Source organism: Bradyrhizobium sp. sGM-13 (assembly GCF_018398875.1).
In the GTDB taxonomy this organism is placed as follows: domain Bacteria; phylum Pseudomonadota; class Alphaproteobacteria; order Rhizobiales; family Xanthobacteraceae; genus Bradyrhizobium.
In genome coordinates this window covers 69,550-85,213 of record NZ_JAGWDK010000017.1, presented here as the reverse complement: position 1 = coordinate 85,213, position 15,664 = coordinate 69,550, and the positions used below count along the sequence as shown (strand labels likewise).

Genomic DNA, 15,664 nt, shown 5'->3' with positions numbered 1-15,664 from the left:
GTCCGCCATGGCCTTTGCTCCCAACATAGGGTTGAAGCTATGTCTCTTCTCTCGATTCCTGTCGCTACCCTCGGCACGCCGCGCATCGGTCCGCGCCGCGAACTCAAACTCGCGCTCGAGAGCTATTGGGCCGGAAAGTCTGACGAGACGCAGCTTCTTGAGGCTGCGGCTGCGCTTCGCGCCGCCAACTGGGCGCGGCAGAAATCGCTCGGCGTAACCGTTATTCCTTCAAACGACTTCTCGCTTTATGACCATGTGCTCGATACCAGCGTGATGGTCGGTGCCATTCCGGAAATTTACGGTTGGAGCGCAGGCCCTGTTTCGCTCAAGACCTACTTTGCGATGGCACGGGGGCGCACAGCGCGATGACCATGATGCGAATTGCGGTCACGCCGAGCACGGCGCCGCAGCGCAGGAGATGACCAAATGGTTCGACACCAATTATCACTACATAGTGCCGGAATTTCACAAGGACCAGACTTTCACGCTTTCCTCTCGCAAGCCGATCGAGGAGTATGAAGAGGCGAAAAGCCTGGGTTGTCGTCAGACGCGCCCGGTGCTGGTTGGTCCGGTCACCTTTCTGAAGCTCGGCAAGAGCGCAGATCCTGCATTCGATCCGCTGTTGCTCCTCGATAGGCTGCTGCCGGTCTATGTAGATGTTCTCCGCGAACTCACCCTAAGGGGCGCCGAGTGGGTGTAGCTGGACGAGCCATGTCTGGTCCTGGACCTCGACGACGCTACACGCGACGCGCTGCGCCGGACCTACGCCCACCTGGCCAAGAAGGTTCCCGACCTCAAGATCATGCTCGCTACCTATTTTGGAACGATCGGCGACAACCTGGAAACCGCTTTGACGTTGCCGGTTGCGGGCCTTCACATCGACCTGGTCCGCGCCCCAGAGCAGTTGAGCCCGATTGTTGCCGACGCTCGAAGGGATATTGTCCTCTCTCTCGGCGTCGTCGATGGCCGCAATGTCTGGCGTTCGAACCTTCCAGCGGTGCTCGACCGGCTCGAACCTGCCGTCGCAAAGCTTGGCGAGGACCGCGTGCAGATTGCACCCTCATGCTCGCTGCTTCATGTCCGATCGACCTCGATCTCGAGACCGATCTCGATCCCGATGTGAAAAGCTGGCTTGCTTTCTCCGTCCAGAAGATCGGAGAACTCGCAACGTTGGGACGCGTGCTGGCTAAAGGCTGGGAGGAAGCGGCGGATGTACTTGCGGCCTCAGAAGGCGCGGCCGTCACGCGCGAAACGTCGCCCAACGTTCACAATGAGAACGTCGCCAAGCGAATGGCTGCAATCGATGACGGCATGCGGCGTCGTCGCAGTTCTTTCGCCCGGCGCGCCGAGGTTCAGCGCGCGCGGTTCGGATTGCCGACATTTCCCACGACGACGATCGGATCGTTCCCGCAGACGGCGGAAGTTCGCAAAGCCCGCGCGGCCCATGCGCGGGGAACGATGAGCGACGCACAACACGAGCAGTTTCTCAAAGAGCAGACGGCACGCGCGGTGCGCAGGCAGGAAGACATCGGTCTCGACGTTCTCGTGCATGGCGAGTTCGAGCGCAATGACATGGTGCAGTATTTCGGCGAGCAGCTGTCCGGCTTCGCATTCACCAAGCATGGTTGGGTTCAGTCCTACGGCTCGCGTTGTGTCCGGCTGCCCATCCTTTTTGGTGATGTCTCCCGGCCGAAGCCGATGGCGGTGGAGTGGTGGCGCTACGCGCAATCGCTGACCAAGAAGCCACTGAAGGCGATGGTGACAGGACCGGTGACGATCCTGAACTGGTCGTTCGTCCGTGATGATATTCCACGGAGCGAAGCATGCCGTCAGATCGCGCTAGCGATCCGTGACGAGGTGATCGACCTCGAGAGGTCCGGCGCGATGATGATCCAGATTGACGAGGCTGCGCTCCGAGAAGGATTGCCGCTGCGCAAGTCACAATGCAAGACCTACCTCGGCTGGGCCGTAGACAGCTTCCGCATTTGCTCGTCGGGCGTGGCCGACGAGACCCAGATCCACACCCATATGTGTTATTCCGAGTTCAACGACATCATCGATGCGATCGCGGCAATGGATGTCGACGTCATCTCGATCGAGACGTCGCGGTCAAAGATGCAACTGCTTGACGCCTTCAAGAGCTACAAATATCCGAACGAGATCGGACCCGGCGTTTACGACATCCATTCGCCGCGCGTGCCGGACGCGGCCGAGATGAAGAACCTCATTGCGCTGGCGCGGCAGCGGCTTTCCGATGCGCAGCTCTCGATCAATCCAGATTGCGGCCTTAAAACGCGCCGATGGGATGAGGTGCGTCCCGCGCTCATCAATATGGTCGCCGCTGCCCGTGAATTGCGGGCGGCGTCCTGATCCCGAGGCAATCGCCGATGTCCGGCGTCTTTTTTCACAGGGAGCGCCGATGCGTTTCTGGATCAAATGCACCCGCTTTGGAAAGGAGGAGCCCTGTTGCGTGAATTTCTCGCTTGTCGAGGAGATGGGCGTGATGGCGAGAAAACGATCCTGGAGTTTGTCGGAAGCAACGCCCAAACGATCGAGGTGAACGAGGCGCCGGACGAAATCTCTCGATCCATCTCGGTGGGGTTTGTTGAGTCGAGTGTTGCAGACTTTGGGAACCGGAACCGGCGAAGTGTCGGTCGATTTGCGAACGGGCGATGCGCATCCGGACTGGCATGCTCTTGCCTGGTCGCGTGAGATCAGGCCGGAGAACGCTTTTGCTCCTCGTCTCGCGAGCGAACCGTCGTCGTTCGCCTGAGACAGGGCGATCTGTTCGCGCTGGAAGATCGCTGCGCCTATCCGGCGGGTGCCATTGTCGAAAGGCGTCTCAGAAACTGTCGGCTGCATTGCTGCTACCACGGCTCAACGCGGCGGAGTTGACGCACTAAAGCTAATCCTAATTCCGCAAATCACTTGAGGCGAGCAGGTCTGTCGAGTTTAATGATCTGATACGCCGTTAATTTATGTGATTCGGAGAGAAGAACATGCCCAAAGGCAAGGTGAAGCTGTTTAAGGACGATAAGGGGTTCGGCTTTATAGCGCCTGATACTGGCGGTGAAGACCTATTCTTCCACGTGAGCAGCTTGTTGCCCGGTGTAACGCCCAAGCAAGGAGACCGCGTCAGCTATGAAATCGGTGTAGACCGCAGGACCGGACGTAGTCGAGCCGAAAAGGTCGTGATCGGTTGATCATAGAGACTTGGGCAGAGTCATTCCCGGCCACCATACGAAGGCTTTCTTATCACCGGCGTTCCAAAGCGCCTCTAGCTTCTCCCACTCCATGAACCCGCAATCCCAGTCGCCCCGCAATCACGCCTTTTCATTAGGACCGAGCAAGTCCTTATATTTTCGGACAGGCATTAGCGGTTACCTCGCAAGGTAAGTGGCCAGGTCTCGGCAGGCGGTGCAACATCAAGCCCCTGCTCGCGGACCAAGCGGGCGGACGCGAGGCGGCGATCGCGTTCAATTGCGATCTCCCGTCGGCTGCGCTCCCGTTACCTCGACCCGGTCGGATGCAACGTCCAATCGGGAACGCCATGCATCTCGCGAAACTTTCGTTTGGAGACATCTATAGCCTGCGCATTGTTTTGGCCTCACGCCCGGCATCACTGGATCTTTGTCAACACGCCGGAACGCTTCAGGTTGGAGCGACTGCTTATTCACATCGGCCAACCTGAATTCGCTCGACTTGGCTTCGCCATATGAGGCCGATCAGATATCCATGTTGCGCAGGCGCTGGTGGTTGCGCAGCACGATCTGGCGGGCACCGGAAAAGCCCAGCACGCCTTCGTCGTTCAATTGCGACAGGGCACGTGACACCGTTTCCAGCGTAAGCCCGAGATAATCGCCGATGTCGCGGCGGCACATCGGGAGCGCCATCGTGCCGGCCACCGTAAGGCGGCGATCCATCTCCAGGAGGAAGTTGGCGACTCGTTCCATCGCGCTTTTGCGACCAAGCAGCAGGATGTGCTCCTCGGCGCGCTTGAGGTCATCAGCCGTTATGGTCCAGAGCTTGTGGGCGACCCGGACGTCGGTGCCGGCCGCATGTTCGAGGCTGCGGCGCTTCACCAGGCGCACGGTGCTGTCGATGATGGCTTCGGCGGCCAGGCGGTGCTTGGTGCCAGACTCTAGCCCGAACACGTCGCCAGGCAAATGGAACGCGCCGATTTGACGACGTCCGTCGGACAGCAGCTTGTAGGTGCGCATCGCGCCGCGAACGACCTGGTAAACATACTCCGCCGGCTCGTCCTCACCGTAGATTTCCTCGTCCTTGCGGTAGGTGAACTCCGTGGCGATCAGGCCAGCATGGCCTGTGAGGCCAAAAAACGGTTCGACAGGCCCAAACGCGCCGGGAGCGGCTCGGTTGACGTTGAGGGACGGGGCGATCGATCGTGTGAGCATGAGCCATCTCCTGTGCAGCGGATGGCGAATTGGTAAGTGGAACAAAACGGCTGGGAAATTTCGCTTCATGCCTTAGGGGCAATGCCTTAAGTAGAATCCCGGAGCTGTGTGCCGGTTTTCAGGACGCCGAGGGCCGCTCCGTGTTGATCGCGTCCCAGATATGGGAGGAAAGGCTGTCCTCGACATGCGGCTTGACCAGCACATGGCGAATACCGGCGCCTGCTGCTTTGGCCGGAATGGACGAGTCGGGGTGACCGGTGATCAGGATGATCGGCGTATCGATATCGCGCCGGCGCAAGAGACTGGCAAGGTCGATGCCGCTCATGCCCGGCATCTTGTAGTCGATCACGAAGCAATCGGCGCCGCCCATAGTCATGGCGTTCAGGAGCGCCTCGCCGCTGCGGAAAGTGCGGACACAAAAACCGTCGGTTTCCAGGAGAAAGCGCAGCGATCCGAGCACATCGGTGTCATCATCGACGACGTAGACAAGGGGCGTTCTGTTAGGTGAGGGCATCACAGGCTTTATGCGGCTTTCTGATCAGCCATGCGGTCGATCAGAGCATCCATAAGGCCTTCCAGCGGGCCCGACTTGATTCAGCTCAATCTTTAAGCGCCCCGGCTCGCATGGCGAGGCGGACGAGTTCCGAAAGACTCGAAGCCTGCATCTTGGTCATCACGTTGGCTCGGTAGACCTCGATGGTGCGCGGGCTGATATTGTAGTCGCCTGCGATCATCTTATTGGATAGGCCAGCCACCAATCCCTCCATCACCTGCCGCTCGCGCGGGCTCAGCGAGGCGACCCGCGCGGCGATGTCCTGCGTCATTGCCTCGTCGCGGGCGCCGGCTTCAGCCTGCCGGAGCGCGGCGTCGATCATCGCGACCAGGCGGTCATCCTCGAACGGCTTCTCCAGGAAATCGACCGCACCGAGTTTCATCGCCTCGACGGCGAGGGGGACGTCGCCATGGCCGGTCACGATGATGACGGCCAAGGAGGCGCGGCTCACCTTGAGGCGCTTTAGCAACTCGACGCCATCGATGCCGGGCATGCGGACGTCCGAGACTACACAGCCGAATTCGATGGTGGAAAGGTGATCGAGGAATTTCTGCGCCGTCTCGAACAGACTGACCTCAAAATCCGCGGAATCGAGCAAGAAGTGCAGCGAGTCACGCATCGCCTCATCATCGTCGATGACGTAGACATTTCCTCTAGTTGCCATCTGTCAAACTCTCGTTGGGTGCCGCCGGCAGGGTGAAGCGAAACGTCGTGCCGCCTGCGTGATCGGATTCGGCCCACATCCTGCCGCCATGGGCCTCGATGATGGAGCGGCTGATCGACAGCCCGACCCCCATGCCGGTTTCTTTGGTCGTAAAGAAGGTCTGGAACAGGTGCCTCTCCACATCTTCGGGGAATCCGTGACCGGTGTCGAACACCGAGACTTCGGTCATGTCCCCGTCGATCGGCCGGTTAGAGACGATGAGCTCGCGCCGTGCGGACTGGGCCATGGCTTCCAGCGCGTTGCGGAACAGATTGACCAGCACCTGCTGGATCTGGACGCGGTCGACCAGGACATGGTCATGCTGCGGGTCCAGGCTGAAGCGGATCCGCACGTCCTGTTCGCGCGCACCGGCTAGGCCAAGCGCGCCGGCTTCTTCGATCATCTTCGAAAGGCTCTCGACGCGCTTTTCGGATTCGCCGCGGGCGACGAAATCGCGCAGCCGCCGGATGATCTGCCCGGCGCGGATCGCCTGTTCCGCGGCGCGATCCATCGCGTTCTCGATTCTAGCGCGATTCGGATCGGGGCTCGCGGCAAGCAGCCGGCGCGAGCCCTTCACGTAGTTGCTGATGGCAGCAAGCGGCTGGTTAAGCTCATGTGCCAATGCAGAACCCATCTCTCCCATCGCGCTCAGCCGTGACATGTGGACGAGCTCGGACTGCAATTCCTGCAGCCGCGCCTGGGTCTGCTGATGCTCGGTGAGGTCGCGGACGAAGCCGGTAAAATAGGGCATGCCGCCGGATTGCATCTCGCCGATCGACAGGTGCATCGGGAAGGTGGTGCCGTCCTTGCGCTGACCGGTGACGATGCGGCCGATGCCGATGATGTGCCGTTCGCCGGTGGCGACGTATCGCGCCATATAGCCGTCATGGCGTGAACGGTCGGGCTCGGGCATCAGGATGCTGACATTCTGCCCGATTGCCTCGCTCTGGACGTAGCCGAACTGGCGTTCCGCCGCGCTCGAGAAGAACTGCATGATGCCGCGGCTGTCGATGACGATCATCGCGTCCGGGATGGTCTCCAGTATCAACTGCAGGTGCCGTTCGCGCGTGCGCAGGTCCTCCTCGAGCCGCTTCTCCTCCTCGAGGTCGAGCACGACGCCGGAAAGGTGGGACGGAATGCCATCCTTGTTCCTGATGACGCTGCCGCGGGCGCGGACCCAATGGCTGCCGCCGTCCTCGCGTCTTAGCCGGTAGGAGAGGTCAAACGAGGCGCCGGTCTCGCGTGAACGGGAGATCGCCTGCTCGGTTCGCTCGCGGTCCTCAGGCTCGAGCAGCGAAAGGAACAGGTCGTAGCTGACCGCAGCGGCATTGGAAACGCCGAACAGTTTTCGCGCGATATTCGACCAGAACAACTCCCTGGTGGACAGATCGATATCCCAGCCGCCGACGCCAGCGCCCTCGGCACCCAGCCGAAAGCGCTGATCGTGGCTGCCGTCGTCACACGGGAAGGGGGCTATGCCGCTCAATTGTCCTTTTCCAATTCCGGAGCGCGGATTCGGTTGAGATTTTCCCGATTATGGGCCGAATGCCCGGCCGCACTCAAGGGCGAGAAAATATGTACGATCGCGCTGATTTCATCCGTTTGACCTCGCTCAATATGCGCGGCCGCTCCGCGTGCTTGAAGTGGCGCCGTCGACAGCGAGGATTTCGCCTTGTACAAGTTTCTCGAGCAGACGGTTGCCGATTACATGACGCGCGAGCCTAGGACGGTTGCGCGCGATATGACGATGTGCGAACTCGGCGATCTCTTCGAGAAGCAAGATTTCAATGCCTATCCGGTCATGGACGGATCGCAGGTGGTCGGCGTCATCTCCAAGTTTGACTACCTGTCCTGCTTCGTTTTCACGCCGGCGCGCATCATCCCGCGCTACCGCGACCTGATGCAGCGGACTGCCGTTGATCTAATGACAGCGGAATTCATTTATGTCGCTCCCGAAACCAGGCTGACCCGCGTGCTGGAGCTGATGGTCAACCACCGACTCCGCAGCATGCCAGTGCTCGACAGCGAGCAGCGGCTTGCCGGCATTATTTCGCGGAAGGACGTGATGCGGGCGCTGCAGGATTGCGCCACGGCGGACGCTGACCGAGTCTGATCGCAGCAGTGCCGCGTATGACCAGCAGTCGCTTGAGGGTCAATGAGTTGAGCGGCTCGTTCGGATCGGGCGCGCCATCCTCCGAAGTAACCCGGCGGCGAATGTGGGCCATCTGGATTGTCGTGTTGAACTGCGATGTCTGGTAGAGCATTGGTTCGTGTGGGTTCTATAGCGGCCTTCCCTCTCCGGGGGCCAGAGTTCAGTCGATTTCGAGCAACGCAGCCAAACGTTCGCAGCACTTCGATGAGCGCGAATCGGGTGCTCGCCAGGCATGTCTTGATCGGTCGTTTCTCCCAAGAGGTGCTGCGCGGTCGATCAGCCAGTACAACGCCAGGGTGACTGGGCACCATCGGCAGCATGGCCTCGAAAGGATAGTCGCACACGCGGCTGGTGACTCCAACACGAAATCCGAGATTGGATTGATCCGGACAGTCCAAACCAACACAATATTCCACAATTCGGATTGGTGAGGTGGAACGGCACTGCCGCCTTCCGCTCCCTCGCGGACCCCGCAGGGCGGTGACCCGATCAGACCGCCGATCGAGACATATTCGCCGGGAGCGAACGCTCGTCCTTGCAATGAATCGGACTTCGTGGGCCAGGCGGAGTGAGGAATCATAGTGTAACACCCAGCCACCTCCTTGACGGCGAACGAGTTGGCCGAGGGCGTTTTCCTCATAGGACCGCATTTTGCGAAGCGGCACGCTTCGCGGCGGGCCCGCCAGAATTGGCGTCGATCCTGAAGTCATCGTCCAGCGGCGCAACGATCACATGGCCGGTGCCCGCGCCGCCTTCGGGGCGACCTGGCTGTTGCGCAGGCTCCAGCCGGATCTTGCGATAACTGCGATGGGAGGGAGGGAGGGTTTAAGAATCGGCTTCAGGGAGGGTTTCTTCGTGGCGATCTTGCTCTGTTCAACAGGCAGCTTAAGTGGGAGCTGGCTAGCTGCGGGCTTGGTCAGGCCTTGATAATGATGCTGACCACCGGTACGAGCAGGCTGACTGTCCGTTCAGGGGATGGTGCAGCAGGCCCGAGACCAGCGATAGCTGGGCGCCTCGATCTGGAGCGCGTCAAGCGAGGTGCCGTGGATCTCAGTGGCAAGCTCGAGCTCGCGCCCTTAACGACCTACGCGGGGCGCGGAACGACGCAGCTTCAGGGCGTCTCCGGCGATTGATCTGCATCAACAACACCTCATCCCTACGGACGCTACACTGCATCGACCGGCAGGGAAACGCGCCCATGAGGCGCCTGCAGGCGGCAATCGGAGGGACGTGTGAAGATTTCGGTTTTGGGGGAAGGAACGCGTTGTCGATTGTGTCACGATTGCACGGCGAGGGGCTTTGCCATCTGCGCAGCGCTCGACAAGACCGAATTGCGCGAATTGGCGCAGCTGTCGCGGCATGTTCGTTTTGAATCAGGCGCCACCGTGTTCGCACAGGCAAACATAGCAACGTCGTTCTTCAGCGTGCATGCGGGTACCCTGCGCCTCTACAAGCTGTTGCCGGACAGCCGGCGGCAGATCGTCGGTTTTGCATTGCCAGGCGATTTCCTCGGGCTCCCCGGCTTGCCGCGCCACGAATTCTCCGCTGACGCGATCGGCCGTGTCACGCTGTGTCAGTTCTCCAAGGAGTCGTTCGCGACATTCGCCGAGAACCGGCCGCAGTTGCTGCGCCGCATGATTGAATTGGCGGGCCGCGAGCTGGCCCGGGCACAGGAACATATGGTCTTGCTCGGACGGCGCTCCGCCGAAGAGAAGATAGCGAGCTTCCTGATCGGCTGGCGCGACCGACTGAGTGGAATTGGACGTGGTGGAGAAATTATGCCGCTGCCGATGAAAAGGCTGGACATCGCGGATCATCTGGGGCTCACCATCGAGACGGTGAGCCGTACCTTCTCGAAGCTCGAACGTGATGGTGTGATCCAAACCTTTGCGAGTGGCGTCGTCCTGTTGGATACCCCGCGCGCCGAAGCCTTGTCTGCGGGCATAAGTTGAAGCGCGTCGCGTTGGGTTCTTTTGTCCTAGTTTGATCAAGATCAAAGACGCCTCTGTTGAAACGGCGATATATTCGCATCAGCTTCAATGGAGGTCGTCATGCCCGCCGATGCGCTCTTGGTTTCCGCAGCCGTCATCTCGGTCTTCATGATTTTCGCCGCTGCTCTTGCTTGGGCCAGTGTCCAATCACCAAGGTCGCATCAGGCAACACCGGGAGCGCGCAAGCGTCGTCCATTCTGATTCCTTCAGGCAGCCGCTGGAGCGGGTGCAAAATGCCCGCCGGTCGTGGGGGTAGCTGATCGGGTTGATCTCAATCAAGGACAACACAGCGAGACCCGGGCTGACGGGGCAGGCGCCCATGCAAAGAGAATCACACATGCAGCAAACTCAATCCACGAAATGGATGACCCACGGCGAAGCCGGGCTGATGCTATTCTTCGCGATGGCAGCCTTCGTCTGCGCGTTCGCAGCCGCCAAGGCGCTGGACGCGCCGTTCGCGTTTCATGCTTCGCTCGCTGCAGTGGCGAGCGGCGTCGCCTCCTTCGCCATCATGAATCGGTATCTCGACCGCCCCGCGTCGCTGCCGCCGGAGGAGATCAGCGGGAAGCCGAACTATAATCTCGGTCCGATCAAATTTGCCTCCTTCATGGCGATGTTCTGGGGCATCGCCGGCTTCGCCGTCGGGCTCTTGATCGCATCCCAGCTCGCATGGCCCTTGCTCAATCTCGATCTGCCTTGGACCAGTTTTGGCCGGCTCCGGCCGCTGCACACCTCGGCGGTGATCTTCGCCTTCGGCGGCAACGTGCTGATCGCGACCTCGTTCTATGTGGTGCAGCGGACCTGCCGGACGCGGCTCGTGGGCGATCTCGCGCCTTGGTTCGTCGTGCTCGGCTACAACTTCTTCATTGTGATCGCAGGCACCGGCTATCTACTTGGCGTGACGCAATCCAAGGAATATGCCGAGCCCGAATGGTACGCCGATCTGTGGCTGACGATCGTCTGGGTCGTCTATCTCGTCGTGTTCGTGATGACGCTGGTGAAGCGCAAGGAGCCGCACATCTTCGTCGCCAACTGGTTCTATCTCGCCTTCATCGTCACCATCGCCGTGCTGCATCTCGGCAACAACCTGGCGCTGCCGGTGTCACTGCTCGGCTCGAAATCCTACATCGCCTGGGCCGGCGTGCAGGATGCGATGTTCCAGTGGTGGTACGGCCACAACGCGGTCGGCTTCTTCCTGACCGCCGGCTTCCTCGCCATCATGTACTACTTCATCCCGAAGCGCGCGGAGCGCCCGGTCTATTCCTATCGGCTCTCGATCATCCACTTTTGGTCGCTGATTTTCCTCTACATCTGGGCCGGCCCGCACCATCTGCACTACACGGCGCTGCCGGACTGGACGCAGACGCTCGGCATGACTTTTTCTGTGATGCTCTGGATGCCATCCTGGGGCGGCATGATCAACGGCCTGATGACGCTGTCGGGCGCCTGGGACAAGCTGCGCACCGATCCGGTGCTGCGCATGCTGGTGGTTTCCGTGGCCTTCTACGGCATGTCCACCTTTGAAGGTCCTCTGATGTCGATCAAGGTGGTGAACTCGCTGAGTCACTATACGGACTGGACCATCGGCCACGTTCACTCCGGTGCGTTGGGGTGGGTCGGCTTCGTCTCCTTTGGTGCGCTGTATTGCCTGGTGCCCTGGCTGTGGGGCCGCAAGGAACTGTACAGCCTGAAGCTCGTCAACTGGCACTTCTGGATCTCGACCATCGGCATCGTGCTCTACATCTCGGCGATGTGGGTCTCCGGAATCCTGCAGGGCCTGATGTGGCGCGCCTACACCTCGCTCGGCTTCCTCGAATATTCCTTCATCGAGACGGTGGAAGCGATGCACCCGTTCTACGTCATCCGTGCCGCCGGCGGCGCGCTGTTCCTGATCGGCGCGCTGATCATGGCCTACAATCTCTGGATGACGGTGCGGGCAAGCGAGGCGGACGTCGGCACAGAGCTCGCGTTGCAGGCGGCGGAATAAGGAGCGATCGGATGTCCTTTTGGACCCGCCATCAAATCTTCGAGAAGAATTCCATCATCCTGATCGCGGGCATTCTGGTTGTGATTGCGATCGGCGGCCTGGTCGAGATCACGCCGCTGTTCTACCTGAAAAGCACGATCGAGGTGGTCGATGGCGTCAGGCCCTACACACCGCTCGAACTGGCAGGCCGCAATATCTATGTCCGCGAGGGCTGCTATCTCTGCCACTCGCAGATGGTCCGGCCGCTCCGCGATGAGATTGAGCGCTATGGCCACTTCTCGCTCGCTGCCGAGAGCATGTACGACCATCCATTCCAGTGGGGCTCGAAGCGCACTGGGCCGGATCTCGCGCGGGTCGGCGCAAAGTATTCAGATGAGTGGCACGTCACTCACCTGACCAATCCGCGCGCGATTGTGCCGCAGTCGGTGATGCCGGGCTATCCGTTCCTCGCCCAGACCGAGGTCGACACCGCTGTTGTCGCCGACAACCTGAAGGCCAGCCGCATCGTTGGGGTGCCCTATTCGGACGAGCAAATCAAGAACGCGGTCGCCGACCTGAAGGCGCAGGCCGATCCGGATAGTGTCGGCACCGACGCGTTCGGGAAACGGTATCCAAAAGCTGTGATCCGCAATTTCGACAGCAAGGCCGGTGCGCCGACCGAGATGGATGCGCTGGTCGCGTATTTGCAGATGCTCGGCACGCTGGTCGACTTCAAGCTCTACAACGAAAAAGCCAATCTTCGCTGAGAGGCAGGACGATGAAAGCAATCTTGATCGTTCACAACATCGCGTCGGACCTCGTCACCAGTGTGTGGACGCCGATCTTCGTCGGCCTGTTCATTGCGATCGTGATCTACGCGCTTTGGCCGCGGAACCAGGCGGTTTTCGACCAGGCATCTCGGATGCCGTTGCGGGAGGACTGAGAGGTCATGGCGGAAAGCGAACTTGACGAGGTTTCCGGCAAGACCACCACCGGTCACCAGTGGGACGGCATCAAGGAACTCAATACACCGCTGCCGCGCTGGTGGCTGATCACCTTCTACGCCTCCATCCTGTGGGCGATCGGTTATTGGGTGGTGTACCCGGCCTGGCCGCTTCTGTGGAGCTACACCAGGGGCGCGCTCAACTATTCGACGCGCGCCGCGGTCGGCGTCGAGCTTGCAATTCTGGAAAAGATCCGCGGCGACAAGATGATTGCGCTGGGTGCTGCTTCGCTCGCCGATATCGAAAAGGATCCGGCGCTGCTGACGCTGGCGCGCGCCCGCGGCAAGGCCGCGTTCGGCGACAACTGCGCGCCGTGCCACGGCTCGGGCGGCGCCGGCGCAAAAGGCTATCCCAACCTGAACGACGACGACTGGTTGTGGGGCGGCTCGCTCGACCAGATCGTGCAGACCATCCAATTCGGCGCGCGCTCGGGTCACACCAAGACCCATGAGGGCGCGATGCTCGCCTTCGGCAAGGATGGCATCTTGAAGCGGGACGAGATTGGCACGGTCGCCAACTATGTGCGCTCGCTCTCGGGCTTGCCGACGCGCCAGGGTTACGATGTCGCCGCCGGCGCAAAAATTTTCGCCGAGAATTGCACGAGCTGCCATGGTGAGGCGGGCAAGGGCAACCAGGAGCTCGGCGCGCCCAATCTCACTGACAAGATCTGGCTCTACGGATCGGACGAGGCGACCCTGAGTGAGACCATCACGAATGGTCGGGCCGGCGTGATGCCGGCGTGGGTGGGCCGGCTTGATCCGTCCACCATCAAGGCGCTGGCGGTCTACGTCCACACGCTCGGCGGCGGCAAGTAGCGGAGCAAAGGGAAGCGGCGTTGGGTTTGCGCTGGATCAACCCGGCAGAGAGGGAGGAGACTAAGAGAGCACGGGCCCATGAACAAAATCATCCAAACAGACCCCGACCAAGTCGAAGATGTTGGGCCGCTTTACGCGGCCCGCAAGAACGTCTACCCGCAGAGTGTTTTTGGCACCTTCCGTCGGATCAAATGGGGCCTGATGGCGTTCTGCCTGGGCGTCTACTACTTGCTGCCCTTCGTGCGCTGGAATCGCGGCCTTGGCGCCCCAGATCAGGCGGTGCTGATCGATCTGCCGAACAGTCGCTTCTATTTCTTTTTCATCGAGCTGTGGCCGCAGGAGGTCTATTACTTCACCGGCCTCCTGATCATCGCCGCGCTCACACTATTCCTGATGAATTCGGTCGGCGGCCGCATCTGGTGCGGCTATCTGTGCCCGCAAACGGTCTGGACCGACCTGTTCTATGCGGTCGAGCGCCTGATCGAGGGCGACCGGCGCGAGCGCATGAGGAAGGCGGCTTCCGCCGATCCCCTAAAACTCGGGCGCGTCTCCGAAATCGTGCTCAAGCATTCGATCTGGCTCTTGATCGCCTGGTGGACGGGCGGCGCATGGGTGCTCTATTTCACCGACGCGCCGACGCTGGTGAAGGAGCTCGTCACCTTCCAGGCGCCGGCGATCGCCTATATCTGGATCGCGATCCTCACCGCCACGACCTATCTGCTCGCCGGCTTCATGCGCGAGCAGGTCTGCGTCTACATGTGCCCCTGGCCGCGTATCCAGGCGGCGCTGACCGACGAATGGGCGCTGAACGTCACCTATCGCTACGACCGCGGCGAAAAGCGCATGTCGGTAAAGAAGGCGAACGAGCTGCGGGCGCTCGGCCTGCCTGCCGGCGACTGCGTCGATTGCTATCAATGCGTGGCGGCCTGCCCGACCGGCATCGATATCCGCAATGGCCCGCAGATCGATTGCATCCAGTGCGGCCTGTGCATCGATGCATGCGACAACGTGATGAAGAAGATCGGCGGGCCGACTCGGCTGATCGGCTACGACAATGACATTAACATCCAGCGCCGGATGGCCGGCGAGCCGCCGATCTACCGCATCGTGCGGCCACGCACGATCATCTACACCGCGCTGATCGCACTCGTCGGTGGGATCATGCTGTATGCGTTGCTCACCCGTTCGCTGCTCGACATCAACGTGCTGCACGATCGCAACCCTGTCGCGGTGAAGCTTAGCGACGGCTCGATCCGCAACGCCTACACGGTCCGTTTGCTCAACAAGCGCGGTTTTGACCGCGTGGTGACGATCGACGTCGATGGTCCGCAGGATGCCGTTCTCCACGTAGTGGGCGACGATTCGATCACGCCCGACCGGCCAATGGTCGTGCTCGGGCGCGACGGCACCACAGAATTGCGTGTGCTGGTGACTGCTCCGTCGGAGAAGAATACCGAAAAATCGATCCCGACTAAATTCCGGATCACCGATATCGGTCTCGGCGAGGTCGCTTCCGCGATCGACAATTTCGTCTCGCCATGAGAACAAGTGGAGCTGTCGTGAACAGAGCCAGTGCATCGCCAAAGCCGCTCACCGGCCGCAAGGTGCTTTTTATGCTGCTTGCGTTCTTTGGCGTCGTCATCGGCGTCAACCTCACCATGATAAGGCTTGCTTCCATGACGCTGCCCGGCACCGAGGTCGACAGCGCCTATGCGGCGAGCCTTGCCTATGAGAAGGAGATCGCCGCCGCACGCGAGCAGGATGCACGCAGCTGGAAGGTGGACGCGCATCTTGCGCGCAGTGCGGACGGGGACACGGCGCTGGAAGTCAAGGCACGCGACGGGAGCGGAAAGGCGCTGACCGGACTGAAATTCACCGGTCGCCTGGAGCGGCCGACCGACCGGCGGGCGGACCGGGTGATCGCGCTGTTGGAGGTGACAGGCGGCATTTATCGGGGCAGCGGCGGCGCCGTCGGACCGGGGCAATGGAATCTGGTGCTGGAAAGCGAAGCCGACGGCCGGCGTCTGTTCATGTCTAGGAACCGCGTGGTACTGAACTAGGGGAA

General features: G+C 60.9%; 14 protein-coding genes and 2 pseudogenes. 11 read left to right on the top strand and 5 right to left on the bottom strand.

Annotated features, from left to right (window positions below; translation table 11 throughout):
- Positions 1–39 precede the first annotated feature (39 nt).
- The 3 genes and pseudogenes from metE to KJQ96_RS24555 all read left to right on the top strand — a co-directional run bounded on the left by metE (position 40) and on the right by KJQ96_RS24555 (position 3,203).
- Positions 40–2,370: pseudogene (metE, locus tag KJQ96_RS24565) on the top strand (5-methyltetrahydropteroyltriglutamate--homocysteine S-methyltransferase).
- 387 nt (positions 2,371–2,757) lie between these two features.
- Positions 2,758–2,895: pseudogene (locus KJQ96_RS42100) on the top strand (Rieske 2Fe-2S domain-containing protein); the annotation flags it as partial.
- Between the two features lie 104 nt (positions 2,896–2,999).
- Positions 3,000–3,203 (top strand): cold-shock protein, encoded by a 204-nt coding sequence (locus KJQ96_RS24555; RefSeq protein WP_213251445.1) that lies wholly within the window; start codon positions 3,000–3,002, stop codon positions 3,201–3,203.
- Between the two features lie 522 nt (positions 3,204–3,725).
- Here the strand turns inward: KJQ96_RS24555 and KJQ96_RS24550 are convergent.
- The 5 genes from KJQ96_RS24550 to KJQ96_RS24530 form a co-directional block, all read right to left on the bottom strand.
- Positions 3,726–4,415: a helix-turn-helix domain-containing protein gene (locus tag KJQ96_RS24550; RefSeq protein ID WP_213251446.1), complete on the bottom strand. Its 690-nt coding sequence runs from the start codon at positions 4,413–4,415 to the stop codon at positions 3,726–3,728.
- Between the two features lie 118 nt (positions 4,416–4,533).
- The gene (locus KJQ96_RS24545) at positions 4,534–4,929 is read right to left on the bottom strand and encodes a response regulator (protein ID WP_213251447.1); all 396 of its coding nucleotides are present in this window, start codon (positions 4,927–4,929) and stop codon (positions 4,534–4,536) included.
- A gap of 85 nt (positions 4,930–5,014) precedes the next feature.
- On the bottom strand, positions 5,015–5,632 hold the full coding sequence (gene fixJ, locus KJQ96_RS24540; protein WP_057854466.1) for a response regulator FixJ: 618 nt from the start codon (positions 5,630–5,632) through the stop codon (positions 5,015–5,017).
- On the bottom strand, positions 5,622–7,157 hold the full coding sequence (gene fixL, locus KJQ96_RS24535; RefSeq protein WP_213289032.1) for a sensor protein FixL: 1,536 nt from the start codon (positions 7,155–7,157) through the stop codon (positions 5,622–5,624). The genes fixJ and fixL overlap by 11 nt, the downstream gene beginning before the upstream one ends.
- Positions 7,154–7,351 (bottom strand): hypothetical protein, encoded by a 198-nt coding sequence (locus KJQ96_RS24530; protein WP_145963730.1) that lies wholly within the window; start codon positions 7,349–7,351, stop codon positions 7,154–7,156. The genes fixL and KJQ96_RS24530 overlap by 4 nt, the downstream gene beginning before the upstream one ends.
- Here KJQ96_RS24530 and KJQ96_RS24525 point away from each other — a divergent pair.
- The 8 genes from KJQ96_RS24525 (at position 7,344) to KJQ96_RS24490 (ending at position 15,659) form a co-directional block, all read left to right on the top strand.
- Positions 7,344–7,784, top strand: coding sequence for an HPP family protein (locus KJQ96_RS24525; protein WP_108521783.1), 441 nt, complete (start codon positions 7,344–7,346; stop codon positions 7,782–7,784). The genes KJQ96_RS24530 and KJQ96_RS24525 overlap by 8 nt on opposite strands.
- Before the next feature lie 1,271 nt (positions 7,785–9,055).
- Positions 9,056–9,775 (top strand): cyclic nucleotide-binding domain-containing protein, encoded by a 720-nt coding sequence (locus KJQ96_RS24520; RefSeq protein ID WP_108521781.1) that lies wholly within the window; start codon positions 9,056–9,058, stop codon positions 9,773–9,775.
- A 403-nt stretch (positions 9,776–10,178) separates the two neighbouring features.
- Positions 10,179–11,801, top strand: a complete 1,623-nt coding sequence (ccoN, locus tag KJQ96_RS24515; protein ID WP_108521779.1) for a cytochrome-c oxidase, cbb3-type subunit I — start codon at positions 10,179–10,181, stop codon at positions 11,799–11,801.
- A gap of 11 nt (positions 11,802–11,812) precedes the next feature.
- Positions 11,813–12,547, top strand: coding sequence for a cytochrome-c oxidase, cbb3-type subunit II (gene ccoO / locus KJQ96_RS24510; RefSeq protein WP_057854472.1), 735 nt, complete (start codon positions 11,813–11,815; stop codon positions 12,545–12,547).
- Between the two features lie 11 nt (positions 12,548–12,558).
- Entirely contained in the window at positions 12,559–12,723 is a 165-nt protein-coding gene (locus tag KJQ96_RS24505) for a cbb3-type cytochrome c oxidase subunit 3 (protein ID WP_057846728.1), read from the top strand.
- A gap of 6 nt (positions 12,724–12,729) precedes the next feature.
- Positions 12,730–13,599 carry a cytochrome-c oxidase, cbb3-type subunit III gene (ccoP, locus tag KJQ96_RS24500; RefSeq protein ID WP_108521777.1) on the top strand — a complete coding sequence of 290 codons (870 nt, stop codon included), beginning with the start codon at positions 12,730–12,732 and terminating at the stop codon, positions 13,597–13,599.
- A gap of 78 nt (positions 13,600–13,677) precedes the next feature.
- Positions 13,678–15,141: a cytochrome c oxidase accessory protein CcoG gene (gene ccoG, locus KJQ96_RS24495; RefSeq protein ID WP_108521774.1), complete on the top strand. Its 1,464-nt coding sequence runs from the start codon at positions 13,678–13,680 to the stop codon at positions 15,139–15,141.
- Entirely contained in the window at positions 15,138–15,659 is a 522-nt protein-coding gene (locus KJQ96_RS24490) for a FixH family protein (RefSeq protein ID WP_213251451.1), read from the top strand. Before ccoG ends, KJQ96_RS24490 begins: the two co-directional genes overlap by 4 nt.
- The last annotated feature ends 5 nt before the right edge of the window (positions 15,660–15,664 follow it).